General features: G+C 38.5%; 17 protein-coding genes. 14 read left to right on the top strand and 3 right to left on the bottom strand.

All coding sequences use genetic code 11. The features are described 5' to 3' along the window. The first annotated feature begins 5 nt into the window (after positions 1-5). Together ABC255_RS19345 and ABC255_RS19340 are read left to right on the top strand one after the other, a co-directional pair. Positions 6-701 (top strand): SDR family oxidoreductase, encoded by a 696-nt coding sequence (locus tag ABC255_RS19345; RefSeq protein WP_412996062.1) that lies wholly within the window; start codon positions 6-8, stop codon positions 699-701. A gap of 24 nt (positions 702-725) precedes the next feature. Further along, a complete protein-coding gene (locus tag ABC255_RS19340; RefSeq protein ID WP_412996060.1) occupies positions 726-1,373 on the top strand; it encodes a ThuA domain-containing protein in 648 nt (215 codons plus the stop codon). 95 nt (positions 1,374-1,468) lie between these two features. Here the strand turns inward: ABC255_RS19340 and ABC255_RS19335 are convergent, their stop codons facing one another. Both ABC255_RS19335 and ABC255_RS19330 read right to left on the bottom strand, forming a co-directional pair. Continuing rightward, positions 1,469-1,912, bottom strand: a complete 444-nt coding sequence (locus ABC255_RS19335; protein WP_412996058.1) for a cell wall hydrolase — start codon at positions 1,910-1,912, stop codon at positions 1,469-1,471. A 93-nt stretch (positions 1,913-2,005) separates the two neighbouring features. Beyond that, on the bottom strand, positions 2,006-2,911 hold the full coding sequence (locus tag ABC255_RS19330) for a LysR family transcriptional regulator (protein ID WP_412996056.1): 906 nt from the start codon (positions 2,909-2,911) through the stop codon (positions 2,006-2,008). 208 nt (positions 2,912-3,119) lie between these two features. Between ABC255_RS19330 and ABC255_RS19325 the strand changes: the two genes are divergently transcribed. The 10 genes from ABC255_RS19325 to ABC255_RS19280 all read left to right on the top strand — a co-directional run bounded on the left by ABC255_RS19325 (position 3,120) and on the right by ABC255_RS19280 (position 14,233). Beyond that, positions 3,120-4,172 (top strand): quercetin 2,3-dioxygenase, encoded by a 1,053-nt coding sequence (locus ABC255_RS19325; protein ID WP_412996054.1) that lies wholly within the window; start codon positions 3,120-3,122, stop codon positions 4,170-4,172. Next, complete coding sequence (locus ABC255_RS19320; RefSeq protein WP_412996052.1) at positions 4,172-5,119, top strand: alpha/beta hydrolase fold domain-containing protein; 948 nt, start codon at positions 4,172-4,174, stop codon at positions 5,117-5,119. Before ABC255_RS19325 ends, ABC255_RS19320 begins: the two co-directional genes overlap by 1 nt. Positions 5,120-5,530: 411 nt before the next feature. Continuing rightward, a complete protein-coding gene (locus ABC255_RS19315) occupies positions 5,531-6,469 on the top strand; it encodes a fumarylacetoacetate hydrolase family protein (protein WP_412996050.1) in 939 nt (312 codons plus the stop codon). Next, on the top strand, positions 6,466-7,419 hold the full coding sequence (locus tag ABC255_RS19310) for a VOC family protein (RefSeq protein ID WP_412996048.1): 954 nt from the start codon (positions 6,466-6,468) through the stop codon (positions 7,417-7,419). The genes ABC255_RS19315 and ABC255_RS19310 overlap by 4 nt, the downstream gene beginning before the upstream one ends. Before the next feature lie 23 nt (positions 7,420-7,442). Beyond that, positions 7,443-8,618 (top strand): acyl-CoA dehydrogenase family protein, encoded by a 1,176-nt coding sequence (locus ABC255_RS19305; RefSeq protein WP_412996046.1) that lies wholly within the window; start codon positions 7,443-7,445, stop codon positions 8,616-8,618. Between the two features lie 36 nt (positions 8,619-8,654). Then, the gene (locus tag ABC255_RS19300; protein WP_412996045.1) at positions 8,655-9,086 is read left to right on the top strand and encodes a PNPOx family protein; all 432 of its coding nucleotides are present in this window, start codon (positions 8,655-8,657) and stop codon (positions 9,084-9,086) included. 141 nt (positions 9,087-9,227) lie between these two features. Next, the gene (locus tag ABC255_RS19295; protein WP_412996043.1) at positions 9,228-9,605 is read left to right on the top strand and encodes a family 43 glycosylhydrolase; all 378 of its coding nucleotides are present in this window, start codon (positions 9,228-9,230) and stop codon (positions 9,603-9,605) included. Continuing rightward, entirely contained in the window at positions 9,580-9,777 is a 198-nt protein-coding gene (locus ABC255_RS19290; RefSeq protein ID WP_412996041.1) for a hypothetical protein, read from the top strand. The genes ABC255_RS19295 and ABC255_RS19290 overlap by 26 nt, the downstream gene beginning before the upstream one ends. A 196-nt stretch (positions 9,778-9,973) precedes the next feature. Next, on the top strand, positions 9,974-11,242 hold the full coding sequence (locus ABC255_RS19285) for an MFS transporter (protein WP_412996039.1): 1,269 nt from the start codon (positions 9,974-9,976) through the stop codon (positions 11,240-11,242). 174 nt (positions 11,243-11,416) lie between these two features. Further along, positions 11,417-14,233 (top strand): alpha-L-rhamnosidase, encoded by a 2,817-nt coding sequence (locus ABC255_RS19280; RefSeq protein ID WP_412996037.1) that lies wholly within the window; start codon positions 11,417-11,419, stop codon positions 14,231-14,233. A gap of 23 nt (positions 14,234-14,256) precedes the next feature. Here the strand turns inward: ABC255_RS19280 and ABC255_RS19275 are convergent, their stop codons facing one another. Beyond that, a complete protein-coding gene (locus ABC255_RS19275; protein ID WP_412996035.1) occupies positions 14,257-15,264 on the bottom strand; it encodes an AraC family transcriptional regulator in 1,008 nt (335 codons plus the stop codon). 200 nt (positions 15,265-15,464) lie between these two features. On the opposite strand from ABC255_RS19275, the gene ABC255_RS19270 reads away from it, so the two are divergent. Together ABC255_RS19270 and rhaB are read left to right on the top strand one after the other, a co-directional pair. Next, complete coding sequence (locus ABC255_RS19270; RefSeq protein WP_412996033.1) at positions 15,465-16,070, top strand: hypothetical protein; 606 nt, start codon at positions 15,465-15,467, stop codon at positions 16,068-16,070. A 148-nt stretch (positions 16,071-16,218) separates the two neighbouring features. Next, on the top strand, positions 16,219-17,637 hold the full coding sequence (gene rhaB, locus ABC255_RS19265) for a rhamnulokinase (protein ID WP_412996031.1): 1,419 nt from the start codon (positions 16,219-16,221) through the stop codon (positions 17,635-17,637). Positions 17,638-17,639 lie beyond the last annotated feature (2 nt).

The raw sequence follows: 17,639 nt of genomic DNA, 5'->3' as shown, positions 1-17,639 counted from the left end.
TAATGATGCGGATTTTGATAACGGGTGCAAATAGAGGCCTAGGATTGGCTTTATCACAGATTGGGGCTGAAAGGGGACATCAAATTCTTGCTGGAGTCAGAAATCTCAAAAAAAGCGAAGAAAGTCTAACACAATCAGAAATCTATAAATCAATTTCACTGCTGCCTTTAGATGTGACAGATGAAGAATCCGTTACATCAGCTGCTATACTAGTGAAAGAAAACTTTGGAACTATTGATGCAATCATTAATAATGCTGGGGTATTGTTAGAACGTGATAAACAGATTGAGAACTTGGATCTGGACCAAATGAAAGTAACGTTCGATGTCAATTTCTTTGGTCCGATTAGAGTGGTAAAACATTTCCTGCCTCTTTTAATGATGGGCGATCGTGCATCAATCATCAACATTTCCTCTGAAGCCGGAAGTATGTCTAATGCTTATGCTGGTGACTATGCGTATGCCTCTTCTAAAACAGCATTGAACATGTTCACACAGCAATTAAATCAGTATGTAAAAAGTAAGAACATAAACGTTTACTCTATACATCCTGGTTGGATTAAGACAGATATGGGCGGCGATCGTGCACCTGGGGACCCAATGGATACTTCCAAAGGTATATTTGACATTATTGAAGGAAACCGAGAGATTGGCAGTCAAAATGTTTTTATCACCTATGAAGGGCAGCCAATGCCATTATAATCAAGAAACAGAGGGGTGAAAGAAGTGGTTAGATTAGCAGCCGTGCTTGGCGATTATTATCATTCGTATGAATGGGCAAAACAAACACTTGAAACTGCTTTGAACGAAGGAAAGCAAGACGTGCAAATTGACTATTGCCAGCCAAAACAATTACCAGAAGTACTTAGGACTAAGCCAGATGCGGTGATTCTTTTTAAAGAAAATAGATACAATCCTTTGGATGAAAACACAGAGACATGGATGACAGAAGAACTCTCGTTAGTAATTACAAATTATGTGGAGAATGGCGGGAATTGGCTTGCGTGGCATTCTGGCTTAGCATCATATCCTGTTGAAGGATCTTATGTAAAAATGGTAAAGGGGTCTTTTTTGTATCACCCAGAAAAGCAACAAATAGTCCATTACAAAGCTTTCGATGGAAATACTGTCGTTCCAAGTTCTACTGCATTTGAATTGGTTGATGAACATTATTTTGTTGATTGTGATAAGGAAAATACAAATGTATTTCTCGTCTCTGAGTCTATTGACGGCCAATCTGATGCAGGGTGGTTCCACCGTTATGGAGAGGGAAAAGTATGTTGTTTAACACCTGCCCATAATAAAGACGGACTATTGAACGAGAATTTTTTGAATGTCTTAAGAGACTGTGTAAACTGGCTAATTTTAAGATAGAACTAAATTATATTTACCTTAACATTTCTACATACTAATGGCGGATTCTGAAAAAAACCGAATAATATTTAAAAAAGCTTACTCAATGAGTAAGCTTAAGCTCCTTTATAAACACTATCACATGTTCCGGCTTTTGGTTCATAATAACAATGCTGCTTGAATTGACCGGAATGAGGTTGGCCGTACCATGTTGGCGGACATGGAGCATACGGGTTAAAATACCAAAGGGCATATTTTGATGGGTGTTGTCTCCAAGACTCCAAAGTCTGTCTTGCTAATCTTTTTTCTGCTGTTCTTGCTCTTTGATAAAATACATTTCCTTTTTGAACAGCTTCGAAAGAAAAATTTCCTCCCTGGACATGAAAAATGACATCGTTAACGTTCCTTAGATCTTTAAAGTCTAAACAACTTGCTTTAACACGATTTACAATTACATTTCCAACCATTAACATTCCCAGTTTTCCTTCACCTTCGGCTTCTGCCCTCATCATCCTTGCCATTAAGTCAACGTCCGAACTTCTATAATTTATTCTTGGCATTTTCTCACCCCAAAAATATAGTATGAAAAAAGGCCTGTACTGATGTCATTGTTTATAAACTAAGAATTTTTAAGAGAAATTCTACTTGAACAATCAGCTTATTGGAGTCAGTATCTCTTTCTCAAGAATATCTAGAAGTAGCTGTATCGAAGGATTTAAATTGTTTTTCTTCCAAGCAATTACGAGTTCACAATCGCTATCCACAGCACCATCGATTTCTACAAAACGTAGGGAAGAACTTGATACACCTTTGAAACTTTTTGGAAGTATGGAGATTCCGATTTCGGATTCAACCAGAATAGGAACAGTATCCACAAATCTTGGTTGACTTACGATTCTAGGCGTGAAACCGCTTTGTTCACAGAGATGTACAATAAAATCATACGAACCTACGGGAGAAGCATGGCGGTTATGTATAATAAAGGGCTCATTTGCCAGATCTGAGAGTTTAATCTTCTTATGACCAGAAAGCGGATGATTTTTGTGCATGACGATGCAATACGGCTCTTTAGCCACAGACTGGATTTCAATTTCTTCAATTCTATCCAATCCTGCTGGCAATGTTAAAGCTATATCTATTTCACCTTCTTCTAATGATTCCTTTAGCATTTTACTAGGAAAGTGATTGAGGTAAAGTTCTACTTTTGGATGGATCTCACGGAATTGCTTGATGACGTTTGGTAAAAAACTTCGGACATGAACACTTAGAAACCCTACTGAAAGGCTGCCAATGACACCCGCATCTGTTTGTTTAGCTTTTTCAATTGCCCCTGAAGTTTTTTCAACAATTTCAATTGCTTCTTTTAAGAAGACTGACCCTGCGGGAGTTAACTGGACCGATCTTTTGTTTCTAATAAAAAGTTTTACGCCTAGTTGCTGTTCCAAATCCGCAATTTGATGGCTGATCGCTGATTGAGCAACGTAAAGCTGATTAGCTGCCTTGGTAAAGTTTAAATACTCCGCTACTGTAATAAAATAACGTAATTGTCGAATATCCATATAAGTCCTCACTTGCCATATATTTATTATTATTTTAACATATGGTTAACACAATAGACGAAATACTTAAAGTTTTCTTGAAATAAACCGAATAATATGAAATTCTGATTACAGAAATCGAAATCCTATATTTCCATTTCCGTTTGAACCGTATTATGGTTAATGTGAAAGCGCTTAAAACTAGTCGTTGAGATAGGAGTGTAGTTAGATGAGCCTGCAAATCGTTGGCAAACTGCCAAATGAAAAAAAACCGTATTTTATTAGAAATGGAGAGGGCGAACGTTTTCTCTTCGGTACTCAAGTTGCGTCCATTGTTGCCACAACCGCAAGTACCGGTGACAAGATGGAAATTGTACAGATATCAGGTGGTAAAGGAGATTATTTTCCTGCACATGTTCATGAAAAAGCACATGAAGGTATCGTTGTACTTGACGGCAGACTAGAAGTTGAACTAAATGGACAAGTTCATTTATTGACAGCAGGCGACTATGTACACATTCCAGCAGGTACGGTTCATGCATATTGGCTGCAGAGTCATCGAACTCGCTTTTGGTCGTTCACAATGAACGGAAATCTAGCAAAATTATACTCTATCATCGGGGAGCCATTTGATAAATTTGAACGTCCGCCTGTTTCGCAAAATCCATTAGTTGCAGAAAGTTTTTCTGAGCTTCCAGATGATATTGATATTAAACTTGTTCCTAGACAACAAACAAATGGGTTACCTCAGTTGGTTAAAGGCTGTACAATACCGGACCTGGTGCAACCATATGTGCTAGAGTCAGGGGAAGGAATCCATCTTCTCAGCGGGGATACTGTTCATTCTCTATTAACCACGAAAGAGGCTGCAGCTGGTCAATTTCTTGCTCTCGTATCGGAAGGACCAAAGGGATTGCCAATTGGTGAGCACGCGCATGAGTATACAAACGAAACATTTATGTGTTTACAAGGACAAATGACACTTTGGGTAGATGGGGAAGAATTGCATCTGCTGCCGGGGGATTTTGCTTACGTGCCGGCGAAAATACCGCATCGCTTCCGATGTGATGCCCACTATACAAAGTTTTTAGGTGTGTTAACTCCTGGACAATTTGAAGATTTCTTCCGAATTCTTGGCGACCCATACGAATATCCGATTTTCCCAAGTGAGCCGGCAGCATATCGTTTTGATCGAGTTATTCAGCGAATTGAAGAGCTTGATTTGATTTTACTTGGTAAACCTCCAGTCCCACCTGCCGCAGTAGAAGAGGTTAATCAATAATGGTGTATAACGTAAAGGTTGTTTGTGACCTTGAGTTTGCTGCACCAAATGGAAAACCCTTATTATTAGATTTATATTTACCGATTGGTGGTGAAAAACCCTTACCGGTCATTGTTTGGCTGCACGGGGGCGGCTGGAGAATTGGCGATCGAAAACTAGGTCCTGATTTTCGAGTACGGTTTGCTGAACGTGGATATGCAATGGCAAGTATCGAGTATCGTTTAAGTGGAGAAGCTACTTTCCCTGCACAAATTTATGATGTGAAGGCAGCTGTTCGATGGCTGCGATCTTCGGCAAATGAATTTGGACTAGATAGTGACCATATTGGTCTATGGGGCTCATCTGCAGGTGGCCATTTAGCGGCACTGGCCGGTACCACAGGTGAAGGTATTCTCGAGAATTTAGAATTAGGATGTGCGGAGTTTAGCAGTGACGTACAAGCTGTTGTAGATGGATATGGACCTACTGACTTTTTGCAAATGGATGCTTATACCCATAATGAAATCGCTGTATCAATTGATCCTGAGTCGGATCTGCTGCAACCGCCTCGACAACATGAAGACAAGGATTCTCCTGAGTCACAATTACTCGGAGCACCTATCCAATCTGTTCCGGATCTGGTCAAGAAAGCGAATCCTATTTCCTATGTTAAAAACGGTTTGCCACCATTTCTAATTATGCATGGGTTAAGTGATAAAGCAGTGGCTCCTCATCAAAGTGAACTGCTTTATCAAGCACTAATAGCTAAAGGAAATGAGGCGACCCTCTGTCTTATCGAAGGTCTAGGACACGCATTTTTTAATAAAAATGAATTGGATGATAACGAGCCCTATTCTGCGTCTATTCGCAGGGCAGGGGATGGAGAAACCGAGTATATCCGAAATCGTGAAATTAGAATTTTTGAGATGATAGAAGAATTTTTTCAAAAACATCTTTTGGGAAATTGACTATTTTATTCCTATGGGACTCCTAGGGTTACCGCTAAAGGAAATTTGTTGGCTTAGCGGTAACCGGGGAGTCCTTTTGGTTACCTTAAAGGCGAAAATGTATGTTGAGTGGTAACCAAAGAGTGTTTTTGATTACCGCAAGAGCGAAAATGTGGGCTGAGTGGTAACCAAAGAGTGTTTATAGTTACCGCCAAAGCGAAGTTATTGGCTTAATGGTAACCAAAGACATGCGAACTGAAAAAGAACCAAAACTCCGCTAACTCGTGGGGTTATTTTTTTGCAATAAGTCTTTAATTATCAGAAATCAAGATTTCTCAAATACAATCTATGTATTTCAAAAAAGTTCCGTGGTACTTTATCATGAATTTATAGATAAAACACTTAATTAGAAAAACGCTAGGAGGAATTCACTTGAAATTACTGACATATTCAACCAATGAGCAACCTTTACGTCTAGGAGTTTTAGTAGATGAAAATACGATTGTTGATCCACAGGTAGCATATATCGAACTATTAAAGAAGCAAGGGCAAGAGAGAGCAGAAGAAATTGCAACCGCTTTATTGCCGCATAATCCAACAGAATTTATCGCAAATGGTGACCTGGCACTTCGAACAGCTAAGGAAGCAATATCCCATGCTTTAGAAAATAAACAACAGTCATCAGCTGTATATCAACATGACAATGTACAAATTGGAGCGCCTGTCCTAAAACCTAACAAGATCATTTGTGTGGGTTTAAACTACAAGAATCATATTATTGAAATGAAACGCGATTTCCCACAACATCCTGTTATTTTTGCCAAATTTGCAACAGCGATTTCAGGACCAAATGATGTCTTTCCGCTCAATTCTAATTTAACGAAAAAGCTAGATTACGAGGCTGAATTCGCGTTTGTCATTGGAAAAGCGGGAAAGGACATTGCTTACGATGATGCACTGGATTATGTCTATGGGTACACGGTGGCGAATGATATAACAGCCCGCGACATGCAAAAAAGAACAATTCAATGGCTGCAAGGGAAGACATTGGATAAAAGTCTTCCATTAGGCCCTGTGTTAGTAACAAAGGATGAAATCACAAATCCACACTCCCTTGATATTTCTTTAACTGTTAATGGTGAGGTGAGACAGAACTCAAATACTGAACAGTTGTTGTTCAATGTCAATCACCTAATTGAATTCTTATCGGGGATCTTTACGCTTGAACCTGGTGATGTTGTTTGTACTGGTACACCAGGCGGGGTAGGAGAAGCTCAGAATAAATTCCTTCATGATGGAGATGTCGTAAAGGTTGAAATCGCTGGAATTGGAGCCATCGAAACGGTGATTAAAGAGGTGAGCCAATCATGAATCATGAACCGATAAGGGATATTGCCCATTTGGCTCATATCGAACTACTGACACCAAAGCCAAACGAAAGCCTAAACTTTTTCAAAGAATTATTAGGGATGGAAGTAGTTCATAGCGAGGGACAATCCGTTTTCCTCAGAGGCTGGGGGGACCAACAGTTATACAGCTTAAAGCTTACAGAAGCGAAGCAAGCAGGTTTAGGTCACGTCGCGATGAGAACCTTTTCTCCTTATGCACTCGAACAACGTGCTCTAGATATTGAAAAAAATGGATTCGGATTGGGATGGACAGATGGGGATTACGGCCACGGCCGCTCCTATCAATTCACAGATGCAGATGGTCATAAGCTAGAAATCTATTATGAAGCAGAAAAATATGTCACACCCGATCACTTAAAGCCTGGTTTGAAAAATATGCCAGCGAAATATTCTGCTAAAGGTGCATCGGTTACACAGCTGGATCATATCAATTTGTTCAGCTCCGATGTAGACGCTGATAGCCTATTCTTCCGCAATCAACTAGGTTTCAAATTGAGTGAACAGGCCATAACAGATGATGGGAAACAAACAACAGCTTGGCTTCATGTTACCAATAAATCTTATGACCTCGCCATCTCACATGATAAATCCGGCATCAAAGGACGTTTTCATCATGCTGCATTCAAAGTAGAAAGTCCTGAAATGGTTCTTCGAGCAGCTGACGTGATTTTAGATAATGGAATATTCATTGAAGCTCCACCTAATAAACATGTTGCAGGTCAAACGATGTTTGTCTATGTATATGAGCCAGGAGGCAATCGAATTGAGGTATGCGCGGGCGGCTTTCTTATCTTCTCGCCAGATTGGGAAACCGTGACTTGGACGCCTGAAGAACGTAAAAAAGGGTTAGCATGGGGCACTCCCTTGCCATCAACATTTCACACTTACGGAACACCCGATATAAGCAAATAGAGTAATTACAGGAGGATGGGAACATGAATCAAACGTTAAACAAGTTGTCCTATGAAGAAGCAATGGAACGTGCAAAAAATTTGGTTCCTTCAATACGTTCTCGGTCAAGAGAGGGTGAATTGCTGCGCCATCAACCACTAGAGAACATTCAAGAATTCATTGAATCAGGCTTAGTACGAACCATGGTACCGAAACGGTGGGGCGGACATGAACTCAATTGGAAAACATTAGCGGATACTGCTATAGAAGTTGCGAAGGGTGATGCCTCTGCAGGCTGGTGCTATTCACTGCTACTGTTACACAGCTGGATGCTGGCATTCTTCCCAAATAAAGCACAGGAAGATGTATGGAAAGAAAATCCGGATGCATGTCTTGCCACTTCAATTAATCCAAGTCCTGATTCACAAATTAAACGTGTGGATGGAGGGTATCGTTTAACAGGAAAATGGGGTTTTTCTTCAGGTATCAACCACTGTGACTGGGTAATGATTAGTGCAGAGGCGCCGACAGAAAGTGGAAAAAAGGCATTATACTTTCTAGTTCCAAAAGGTGATTTAAACGTAATTGATATTTGGCGTGTGATTGGGATGAGAGGAACAGGCAGTAATCTATTAGAGTTGACGGACGTATTTGTACCAGATTACCGAACTATGGAGTTAGAACCATGGAATCTTTCCGGTCAATCTCCAGGAATGGACCTCAATACAGCAACGCTTTATCGTATCCAATTGTCTGCCGTTATGCCTGTAACCTTATTGTCTGTGATTCTAGGAGCGACAAAAGGTGCCTATACCATCTGGCGTGATAGTGTGATTGGTAAAAATAAAACAAGAGGTGGAGAGCAGGTTGCCAATTTAACCCACCAACAAATTCGGCTCGCTAAGGTGTCAGCGAAAATTGAAGCTGCAGATGCTCTTCTTCATAAATCATTAGAACTTGTGGAATCTGGCACCGTACTTGATTATCCAGAACGAGTACGTCTACGCTGCAATTACGCCTACTGTGCAGAAATGTGTGCTGAAATAATGGAGACGATTTACACGTCAAGTGGCGCAGCAGCTTCTGCAGAGAGCCATCCGCTTCAACAGTTCTGGCGTGATATCCATGCCGGTGCACAGCATACAGCCTTTAATTTTGATTGGGTAGGTGAAATCTTCGGCAAGCTGGAGCTTGGTCTTCCAGTGAACGTAGTTTATTAAGAAAGGGTGATGACAATGACCAAAACGTTAGATTGTTTGAGCACAGAACTAGTTTCTTCTTTACAGGGAGAAAAAATGGTTTCATTGGTCACTTTAGACGCTGAAACAAAATTACCTCAATTAAGTGTTGTATCGTGGGTGTATGCCAAACCTAACGGTACTCAGATAAAAATTGCCTTAGGCCATAAAGCCTCAAGCATCGATAACATTCGCAGCAATCCAAATGTTCTTGTAGGAATAATTGGCGCGGGGAGCTGCTATGAAGTACGAGGTACTGCAACTGTCTCACAGATATTTGAACGGACAATGAAACTATGTGTCGTAACCATTGAGGTAGAAGCTGTAGAGAATGTTATGTTTTATGGAGGCAAGGTTACCGTGGAACCGGCATATGAAAAGACTTACAACCAAGAACTAGCAAAAAAACTAGATACAGAAGTTTACGAGCTTTTTAGATTAAACGATTAATAGGAAATTAATTATTGCGCCTGAATTGAATTCAGGCGTTTATTCTTGTTTGAAATGGATAGGATTTGTGCAATATATCGTCATAGTATCGTAGTTCTCGCTCCTTTATACTGAAAGTAAATCGCTTTCTTACTAAGGAGTGTGGTCGATTGGGTAGACCATGGAATATCGTTTGATTCGAGTAAAGTAAAATGGGTAAATGATAAGAATGCACCAAAATATCCCGGTAGCATTGATTGGTCTAAACCAACTCCATTTTTGAAGAAAATGATTGAAAAAGATACCAAGGATGGAAAGTTAGAGATTCCTAAATTCCCTGATGATATGTTGTTTGCACCAGATGCAACCTATAAAAATGGCAAATACTATTTGTATTTTTGTATGGCCGAATCCAGTGAAGGGGTCGCGGTTGCAGATAAGCCTGAAGGACCCTTTGATTCTCCAATTCAATTACCATGCGGAGGAATCGATCCGGCCGTCTTTATTGATGAAGATGGACAGGCTTATTTTTACTGGTAGTGGTGAAGTTAATATTCTTCTAGATGATCAAAAGGAAGCTTCAGGAAATATTATTCTAGAAAATGGGAATATTATCACTTCTTCTTTCAAAGGTGCTGCGGGTAGGCATGAAGTTAAATTACACTTTACTAGTGTAAACGATCTGGAAATTCATAATCTTTGCTTTAGATGAGGTATTTTAAACAGTTAGGGAATCAATTTGGTCCCTTTTTTCATCTCATTTTTCCAGAAAAAATATTCAGATATTTCAAACTGATGTTTGAAATGGATAGGATTTATGTGAGATATCGACATAGTTATTTCGTACTACCTCCTTTAAACTATTTATTAGAAGCGCTTTCAAATAAAGATAGGAAGAAGGTTGAAGAATGAATTCTAATAGTATAAAAACACCGTTTGGTCGTTTAGTAGCAGGTATTTGTATTGGTTCTTTTGGTCAAGTTCTTGCTTTAATTGTTCCAACGGCGTTATTGCTCACAATCAAATTGGCTATGCTTGACCCTGAAAACGTAACAAGAAATTTTAGTCTGGTCGCAATAATGGGAGCACCCGCTGCCATTTTTGGACAATATTTGGCAGGGTATATAAGCGACCGGACATCATGGAATTTCGGGCGCAGACGTCCTTGGATATTAATTGGGGCAATCACGGGTTCCATTTTACTTTATGGGGTTGGAGCCTCCAAAACTTTTGTGACGATTTGTTTATTTTGGGCATTAGCTTCTTTCATGCTTAACTTTGTAAGTTGTGCTTTAAATGCCCTTATTCCTGATCAGGTACCAGAAAATAAACGTGGTACAGCCTCTGGTCTAATCGGTGTTGTCAGCCCGCTTGGCATTATGATTGGGATTAACATCATGCTTTTATTGAATAGCTGGACAATTGAACAGAAATTTTTATTACTTGGAATCATTTGTGTTGTCTGCGCCATTATTTCTTGCATTTTAATAAAAGAAAGTAAAGTGGAATATAAGAAGTCTGGCTCCACTGATTCATTAACTTTTGGTGAAAAAATGTCTCGTATTTATCCTAGTCCGAGAAAACATCCTTCTTTCACATATGGTGTATTAACAAGATTTTTCATGGCAATAGCTTATGCTTCTGCTTCGTATACGAGTGTTTATTTTATGGAGCATTTCCATGTTGCTCCAGAAGATTTGACGGGTATTGTTTCCTTAAGTATGAATATAACGATTCCATTACTAGCGGTATCAAGTATACTCGGAGGTATTCTGTCAGATAAAATTGGACGTCAAAAACCATTTGTTTTACTTTCAGCAATAGTTACTGCTATCGGTATATTAGGATATAGCTTTGCACCAAGTATCCCATATACCTTTGTATGTGGAGCAATCGTTTCATTAGGTTTCGGGATGTTCCTGGCTGTTGATATCGCGCTTATGGCAAGAATCCTTCCACATCCTGAGGATGCGGCAAAAGATATGGGTCTTGTAAACGTTGCAAATAGTATCGGTTCGCCAATTACAAATGCAATTGCAAGCCCGCTTGTATCAGCTGGAGGTTATCCACTTTTCTTTGGAGTTCTTTCTGTTTTCGCGGTCCTAGCTGGAGTTGCTGTTAAACCAATTCCGGAAGTTGAAAGAAACTCAGATCCTAATGTAACCATTGCTCAGTAAGTATTCTTGATAAAATCCGCGCTATTTGCGTGGATTTTATCCATATAGAGGTGGACCTATTATGAATGTTACCTTGATTATTATTATAGCAATATCCATTTTTATTCAAATGTATATACCAACATGGTTTATGAACAAAAATAGGAAAAAAGGGAATGTGAGGAGGAAAACAGCTTGATAAGCATAAGAGATTTAAAAATAGAGAATCAAGAGAGTTTAATAGGGACAGACATCCTGCACCCGCGCTTTAGCTGGAAAATAATAAGTGAGGGGGCAGGGATTACACAGACTGCTTATCAAATAAACGTATTTCAGAAAGAAACATCTGGTATTAAGAAAATGATTTGGGATTCTACCAAAGTAAGTTCAAGGGAACCGATTAACATCCCGTATAAGGGTCCCGCCTTACAAAGTAGAAGCGAATATTTCTGGCAGGTACGTGTTTGGTGCTCGAACGGGGAAGAATCTGGCTGGAGTGATGAAGGACAATGGGAAATGGGGCTTCTTCATGAAGATGACTGGGTTGCAAAATGGATAGAACCAGTACAGGAGAATGTAACAGAAGAACCAGAGTTAACATTAGAGGATATGTTTATTAATAAGAAGAAATCGACTCAACCTTCTCCAGAAGAAAGATTGCATCCGCCAAAATTGGTTAGAAAAACGTTCGAGGTTCTAGATAAGAAAATTGAAAAAGCTAGACTTTATATTACTGCTCATGGTCTTTATCATGCAAAAATAAATGGGCAAAGGGTCACAGTGGCAGAATTTACACCAGATTTTACATCGTATTCAAATTACTTACAATTTCAAACCTATGATGTATTACCTTATCTAACTCAAGGAGAAAACGTATTAGGCGCAATCCTGGCTGATGGCTGGTATGCAGGGAGAATTAGCATTCCTGGGGGAAGTGCTCAATTCGGCAATAGGCTAGGGCTGCTTGCTCAACTGGAAATCACTTACAGTGATCAATCCAAACAGGTTTTAGCTACTGACAGCTCGTTTTTATCCTCCGATAGTCACTATGTCTTCAGTGATATTTTTATTGGAGAAAAGAAGGATAAGACGATAGAAAAGGCGGGCTGGGACCGACCAGGATACCAATTATTAACACATGAATGGTCATCTGTTGAAGTCGTCGATTATAAGTTGGATAACTTGCGTGCACAATATGGAGAATTTGTAAAACCACTTGAAACCTTGGCACCTATTGATATTTGGAAGAATAAGCACCAAGCTTATATAATTGATTTTGGTCAAGTTATTGCAGGCCGTGTTCGGTTACAATTACACTGTTCAAAAGGACAGGAGCTTAAGATAGAGCATTGTGAAGTTCTGAACCAAAAAGGAGAATTTTTTAATAATATAGTCGGAAGGAATAAAGAGCAAACCGATTATTATGTGGCTAGCGGCGAAGAAGGAGAAATCTTCGAGCCGACTTTTACCTTTCATGGGTTCCGTTATGTTCGTCTTTCAGGCTACAATTCAGAACTGCTCCCTAAGGATATTTCAGCCATTGTATTGTGCTCAGATATGAAGCAAACAGGTTCTTTCCAAACCTCTGATCCCGAAATTAATCAACTATGGAAAAATATCCAATGGAGCCAAAAAGGCAACATGCTTTCCATTCCGACAGATTGTCCTCAACGGGAAAGAGCGGGCTGGACAGGAGATTTACAAGTTTTTGCACCTACTGCTGCATTTAATATGGATGTTCAGTCCTTTTTGACAAGATGGCTATGGAATTTACAATTGGAGCAGACAGAGGAAGGAGAAGTCCTTAATTACAGCCCTGCACCAAAGGATATTTGGAATGATCTCAAATTTACCGGTAGTATCTCATCAGCTGGATGGGGAGACGCCATTATTATTGTTCCTTGGGTGCTTTATCAAAGAAATGGAGATAAACGAGTTCTTGAACAATGCTACCCATCTATGGAAAAATGGATGAATTATGTGCAAAAAAGCGCAGCACAAAATAAAGAAAATCGAGAGAATGACTATGAGCGCTATTTATGGGATACCAAGTTCCATTTTGGCGACTGGATGATTCCTAGTTTTATGCTAGGTGAAAAACCGCAGGGGCCAATTGCCTCAGCTCTAGCAACAAAGGATTGTATTGCAACTGCCTTTTATGCTTATTCTGCTGGTTTATTATCTGAAATTGCCGAGGTTCTTGGAAAACATGAACAAGTTAAGTTTTACAAAGGTCTTCATAAAAAGGTAAAAGAGGCCTTTGAACATGCTTATGTAAAAGATTCAGGAATACTTACAGCAGATTACCAAGGGGTGTATACCATTGCCCTTGCATTTAACCTTCTTTCGGGCAATCGCAAGAAAAAAGCGATAGATAGATTAGTAGAGTTAATCGAAAAAAATGATTTTAAAATTGATACTGGATTTTTATCAGTGGCTTATATAATGGATGTCTTATGTGAAAATGGTTATGAGAACATGGCTTATAAGCTTCTCTTCCAAACAGCATGCCCGTCTTGGCTTTATGAAGTGAACAACGGTGCAACGACAATTTGGGAGTCTTGGGAGGCAATTAAACCAGATGGCACAGTTGGTTCTTTTTCTTTTAATCACTATGCATTTGGCTGCATCGGGGATTGGCTGGTCCGGCATATCGGCGGTTTAACTCCAATTGAACCTGGGTACCGAACATTTAAAGTAGAACCACACTATTGTCAAAGACTAAAATATGCAGAAACCCAATTTGAGTCCGTGTATGGTGAAATTAAAGTTAATTGGGAAATCCAAGAAGAAAAGAATATCCTTCTACAAGTCAAGGTCCCAGCGAATACATTAGCTGTTATTTCTCTGTCGAATGTAAGTATCGACTACATTCCAGAACTTATTAAACAAGTTCAGGAAATGGGATATTCTGATGTGCAATTCTATGAGAAGGATAATAGATTGGAATTCACTGCAGGTTCGGGGCAACTTGAATTGAAATGGAAATTACTTGATTGTGTAAAAATATAAAATGATAAGCTCTACTCTATTTATCAGAGTGGAGCTTTCATTTTTTTCTTTCGATATTCAGCGGGAGTAATACCGTGAATTTTCTTAAAAGATTTATAGAAAAAAGTAATATTGGTGTAGCCGACTTTATTCGCAATGTGATCAATTATTAAATCAGTATTTTCAAGCAGGGTACAGGCATTTTTTATTTTTAGCTGATGGGACAATTCAATAAATGTTTTTCCTAAATTGCTTTTTAAAAGTCTTGTCAAATGATTCGGATGGAAGTGGAATTTCTCAGCTGTTTTTTCTAAAGTAATGGTTTCATAGTTATGTTCCATGTATGCTAGGATGTCAGAAATTACAGCCTTTCTAAAAATTCGTTCTGAACTTTTTTTCGGGGTGTTATGATATCCTCTTAACAACTCAGTAAAAATCAATAACATATAGGAATTGATCGCTTCATTTGAACAAAGCTGGGGATGATAATATTCACTCAACGCTTGGAGGATTAAGTCTTTAAGTCTATTACCTTCACCGTCAGAAAATATAATATATTGGCTTTCTTTCTTTTGTTTGTAGATAGCGTTTACAAAAAAATCAGTTAACAAGTCATTTCCCGATAATCTTTGAAGAAGCGCGGAGTCGAAATAGCTTGTTCGAATCATGATGTTGATGATAATATCATCTTCTGAAGCGCTGTCAATGGAATGGATGACATTTGTATTTAGTAAACAGAGATCTCCTTTTTTGAGAATGACCTCTTTACCATTAATATACTGTTTAGAAGTACCTGACAAGACATAATTCATTTCAATAAATGAATGCCTATGTTCTGTAAATTGTATATATCGAGGGTGTTTTAAAAATACAACATTTTGCTCAGGTTTAAAAAAATAATCGACTGGTACGATGTCAGTTTCTTTGTTTTTAGAAAAAGTAAGTACTTCCTCAATGTGAGAGTAACGTTTGGGTTGTTCCGGCGTTCCAGAATACTTTTTTTCGAAACCACTCATTAATTTCAATTGTTTTTCAAGGATTGAAATATCCATATGAACCCCTTCTCTAAAGCCAGTTTTTAAATAAACTCTTTTAAAAAGGATATCAAAAAGATAGAGTTAAGGCTATAAAATTTCTGAAAAAATCAACAGCTCGCGATGAAGGTAGTGGTATTTTAAAATTTTATATACTAAAATCATATTAAACTATCATTTTGAAAGCGTTAATAAGTCATGGAAGGGAGAAACAATAAATGAAGCAAAACATCAAAGCAATCCTTGCACCCATGAGTCCAAAAGAAAGAATAGCTTATATCTGGGACTATTATAAGTTTCATATCATTGGGACAATTGTTGCAATCATCCTCTTAATTTCGTTTGTGAGTAGTATCGGTGGGAAAAAAGAAGTTGTCTTAAATATGACCGTTATCGGACAAGGGGTGAATCCAGAAGGTGTCGTTCAATTACAAGAACAATTAACCAACAAGCTTGTGCAAGATAAAGCGGATGAAGAAGTTTTTGTTCAACATTTAACCTATAATACATCAAGCATGGACGAAGCATCGCGAGCAGGAATACAAAAAATGGCAGCAGAGATTTCTCTTGGATCTATTGATTTGATGATTGTGGAGAAAGAATTATTTGAAGAAATTTCATCGCAGAACGCGCTGCTGGCATTAAATGATTTCAAGGGAACCAAAAAATTGGTACCATCTGATGAAAAAGTTTATGGAATTAGCACTTCTGATATTAAACTACTGGCACCGCTGGCATTGGATGAAAACAAGGTGTTATGTGTACCAAGTACTACGAAAAATTTGAAGAAAATCAATGAATTTTTTACACTCATTTCTGAATAAATAGAGAAGGAGATCCTTTCAACTTGAAGGATCTCTGTTTTTTTTGCAAATAAGGACAATAAATTAGTCGAATCACGATATAGGAATATCATATTTTTCTAGTAATATAGAGATATAAGTAAGCGTTCCCAACAGAAAGGTGATGTTTATGCCAAAATACAGTATAGCCGTCGACATCGGTGCATCAAGTGGAAGACTTATATTGGGCTATCTTGAAGGTGGTCTGTTAAAACTAGAAGAAATTCATCGCTTTGAAAACAAAATCGTGAAAAAAGGGGATTCCTTTTGCTGGGAAGCCGATAAACTTTTTCAAGAAATCAAAAATGGACTGAAAAAATGCAAGGAATTGGGCATAAAGCCAGACAGCATTGGAATTGATACTTGGGCGGTTGATTTCTTGTTACTGGATGAAAATGATCAGCCATTAACCGAAGCGGTTTCTTATCGTGATCCACGGACTGATGGGATGATGGAAGAGGTATTTGAGCTTTTTTCAAAGGAAAGACTTTACCTTGAAACAGGCATTCAGTTCCAAAAGTTTAATACTATCTATCAATTATTTTCAATTAAAAAAAATAATCCTGAAATCCTCGAAAAAGCAAAATCATTTTTAATGATTCCTGACTATTTCAATTATTTACTTACTGGTAAAAAAGCAAATGAATACACCAATGCCACCTCTACTCAGCTGGTAAATGCCTTCACGAAACACTGGGATGGGCAGATATTAGATGTTCTTGGGATTAATAAAGAAATGTTTGAAGAAATCAAAACTCCAAAAACGATTCTTGGGACACTTTCACAGGAACTAGTTTCAGAGCTTGGTTTTGACCTGCAAGTTATTCTTCCAGCCACACATGATACAGGCTCAGCGGTTATTGCTGTTCCAGAAGAAGATGAATCGATTTATATCAGTTCTGGTACATGGTCACTAATTGGTGTGGAAAACTATTTTCCAATCTGTGTAACCAAGGCATTGGACTATAATTTTACCAATGAAGGCGGAATTGATTACCAATACCGTTTCTTGAAAAATATCATGGGTCTTTGGATGATCCAAGAAGTAAAGCGAAACTACAATGATGAATATTCCTTTGCACAACTTGTGGATTTAGCAAGAGAAGCAGGAGACTATAAGGCGACTGTAAATGTAAACGATGACCGTTTCCTAAAGCCTGATAACATGATTGAAGAAATCATGAACTATTGTATTGAAACAGGGCAGCAGGTACCTAGTACTCCTGGTGAAGTAGCAAAATGTGTGTTTGATAGTCTTGCAGTAAGCTACCAAGAGGCAGTTGCAGAAATAGAAGAGATTTTCGAAAAGCAGTTTACAAAAATAAATGTTATCGGCGGCGGCTGTCAAAATGAAATGCTTAACCAGCTGATTGCCGATGTAACAAATAAAGAAGTATTTGCTGGACCTGTAGAAGCGACTGCGATTGGTAACATAGCAGCTCAATTAATGGCTCTTGGGGAAATCAATGATATTAAAGAAGCACGTTCGATTATTAAAGATTCATTTGAAGTAAAAAAATATCTACCAGCTCAGCATGTAATCAGCTAATT

Origin of the sequence: Neobacillus canaveralius (genome assembly GCF_047237705.1) — a bacterium.
GTDB classification, from domain to species: domain Bacteria; phylum Bacillota; class Bacilli; order Bacillales; family Cytobacillaceae; genus Neobacillus; species Neobacillus niacini_K.
Note: the sequence above shows the minus strand (reverse complement) of the source record. Positions and strands in the feature narration are given on the sequence as shown.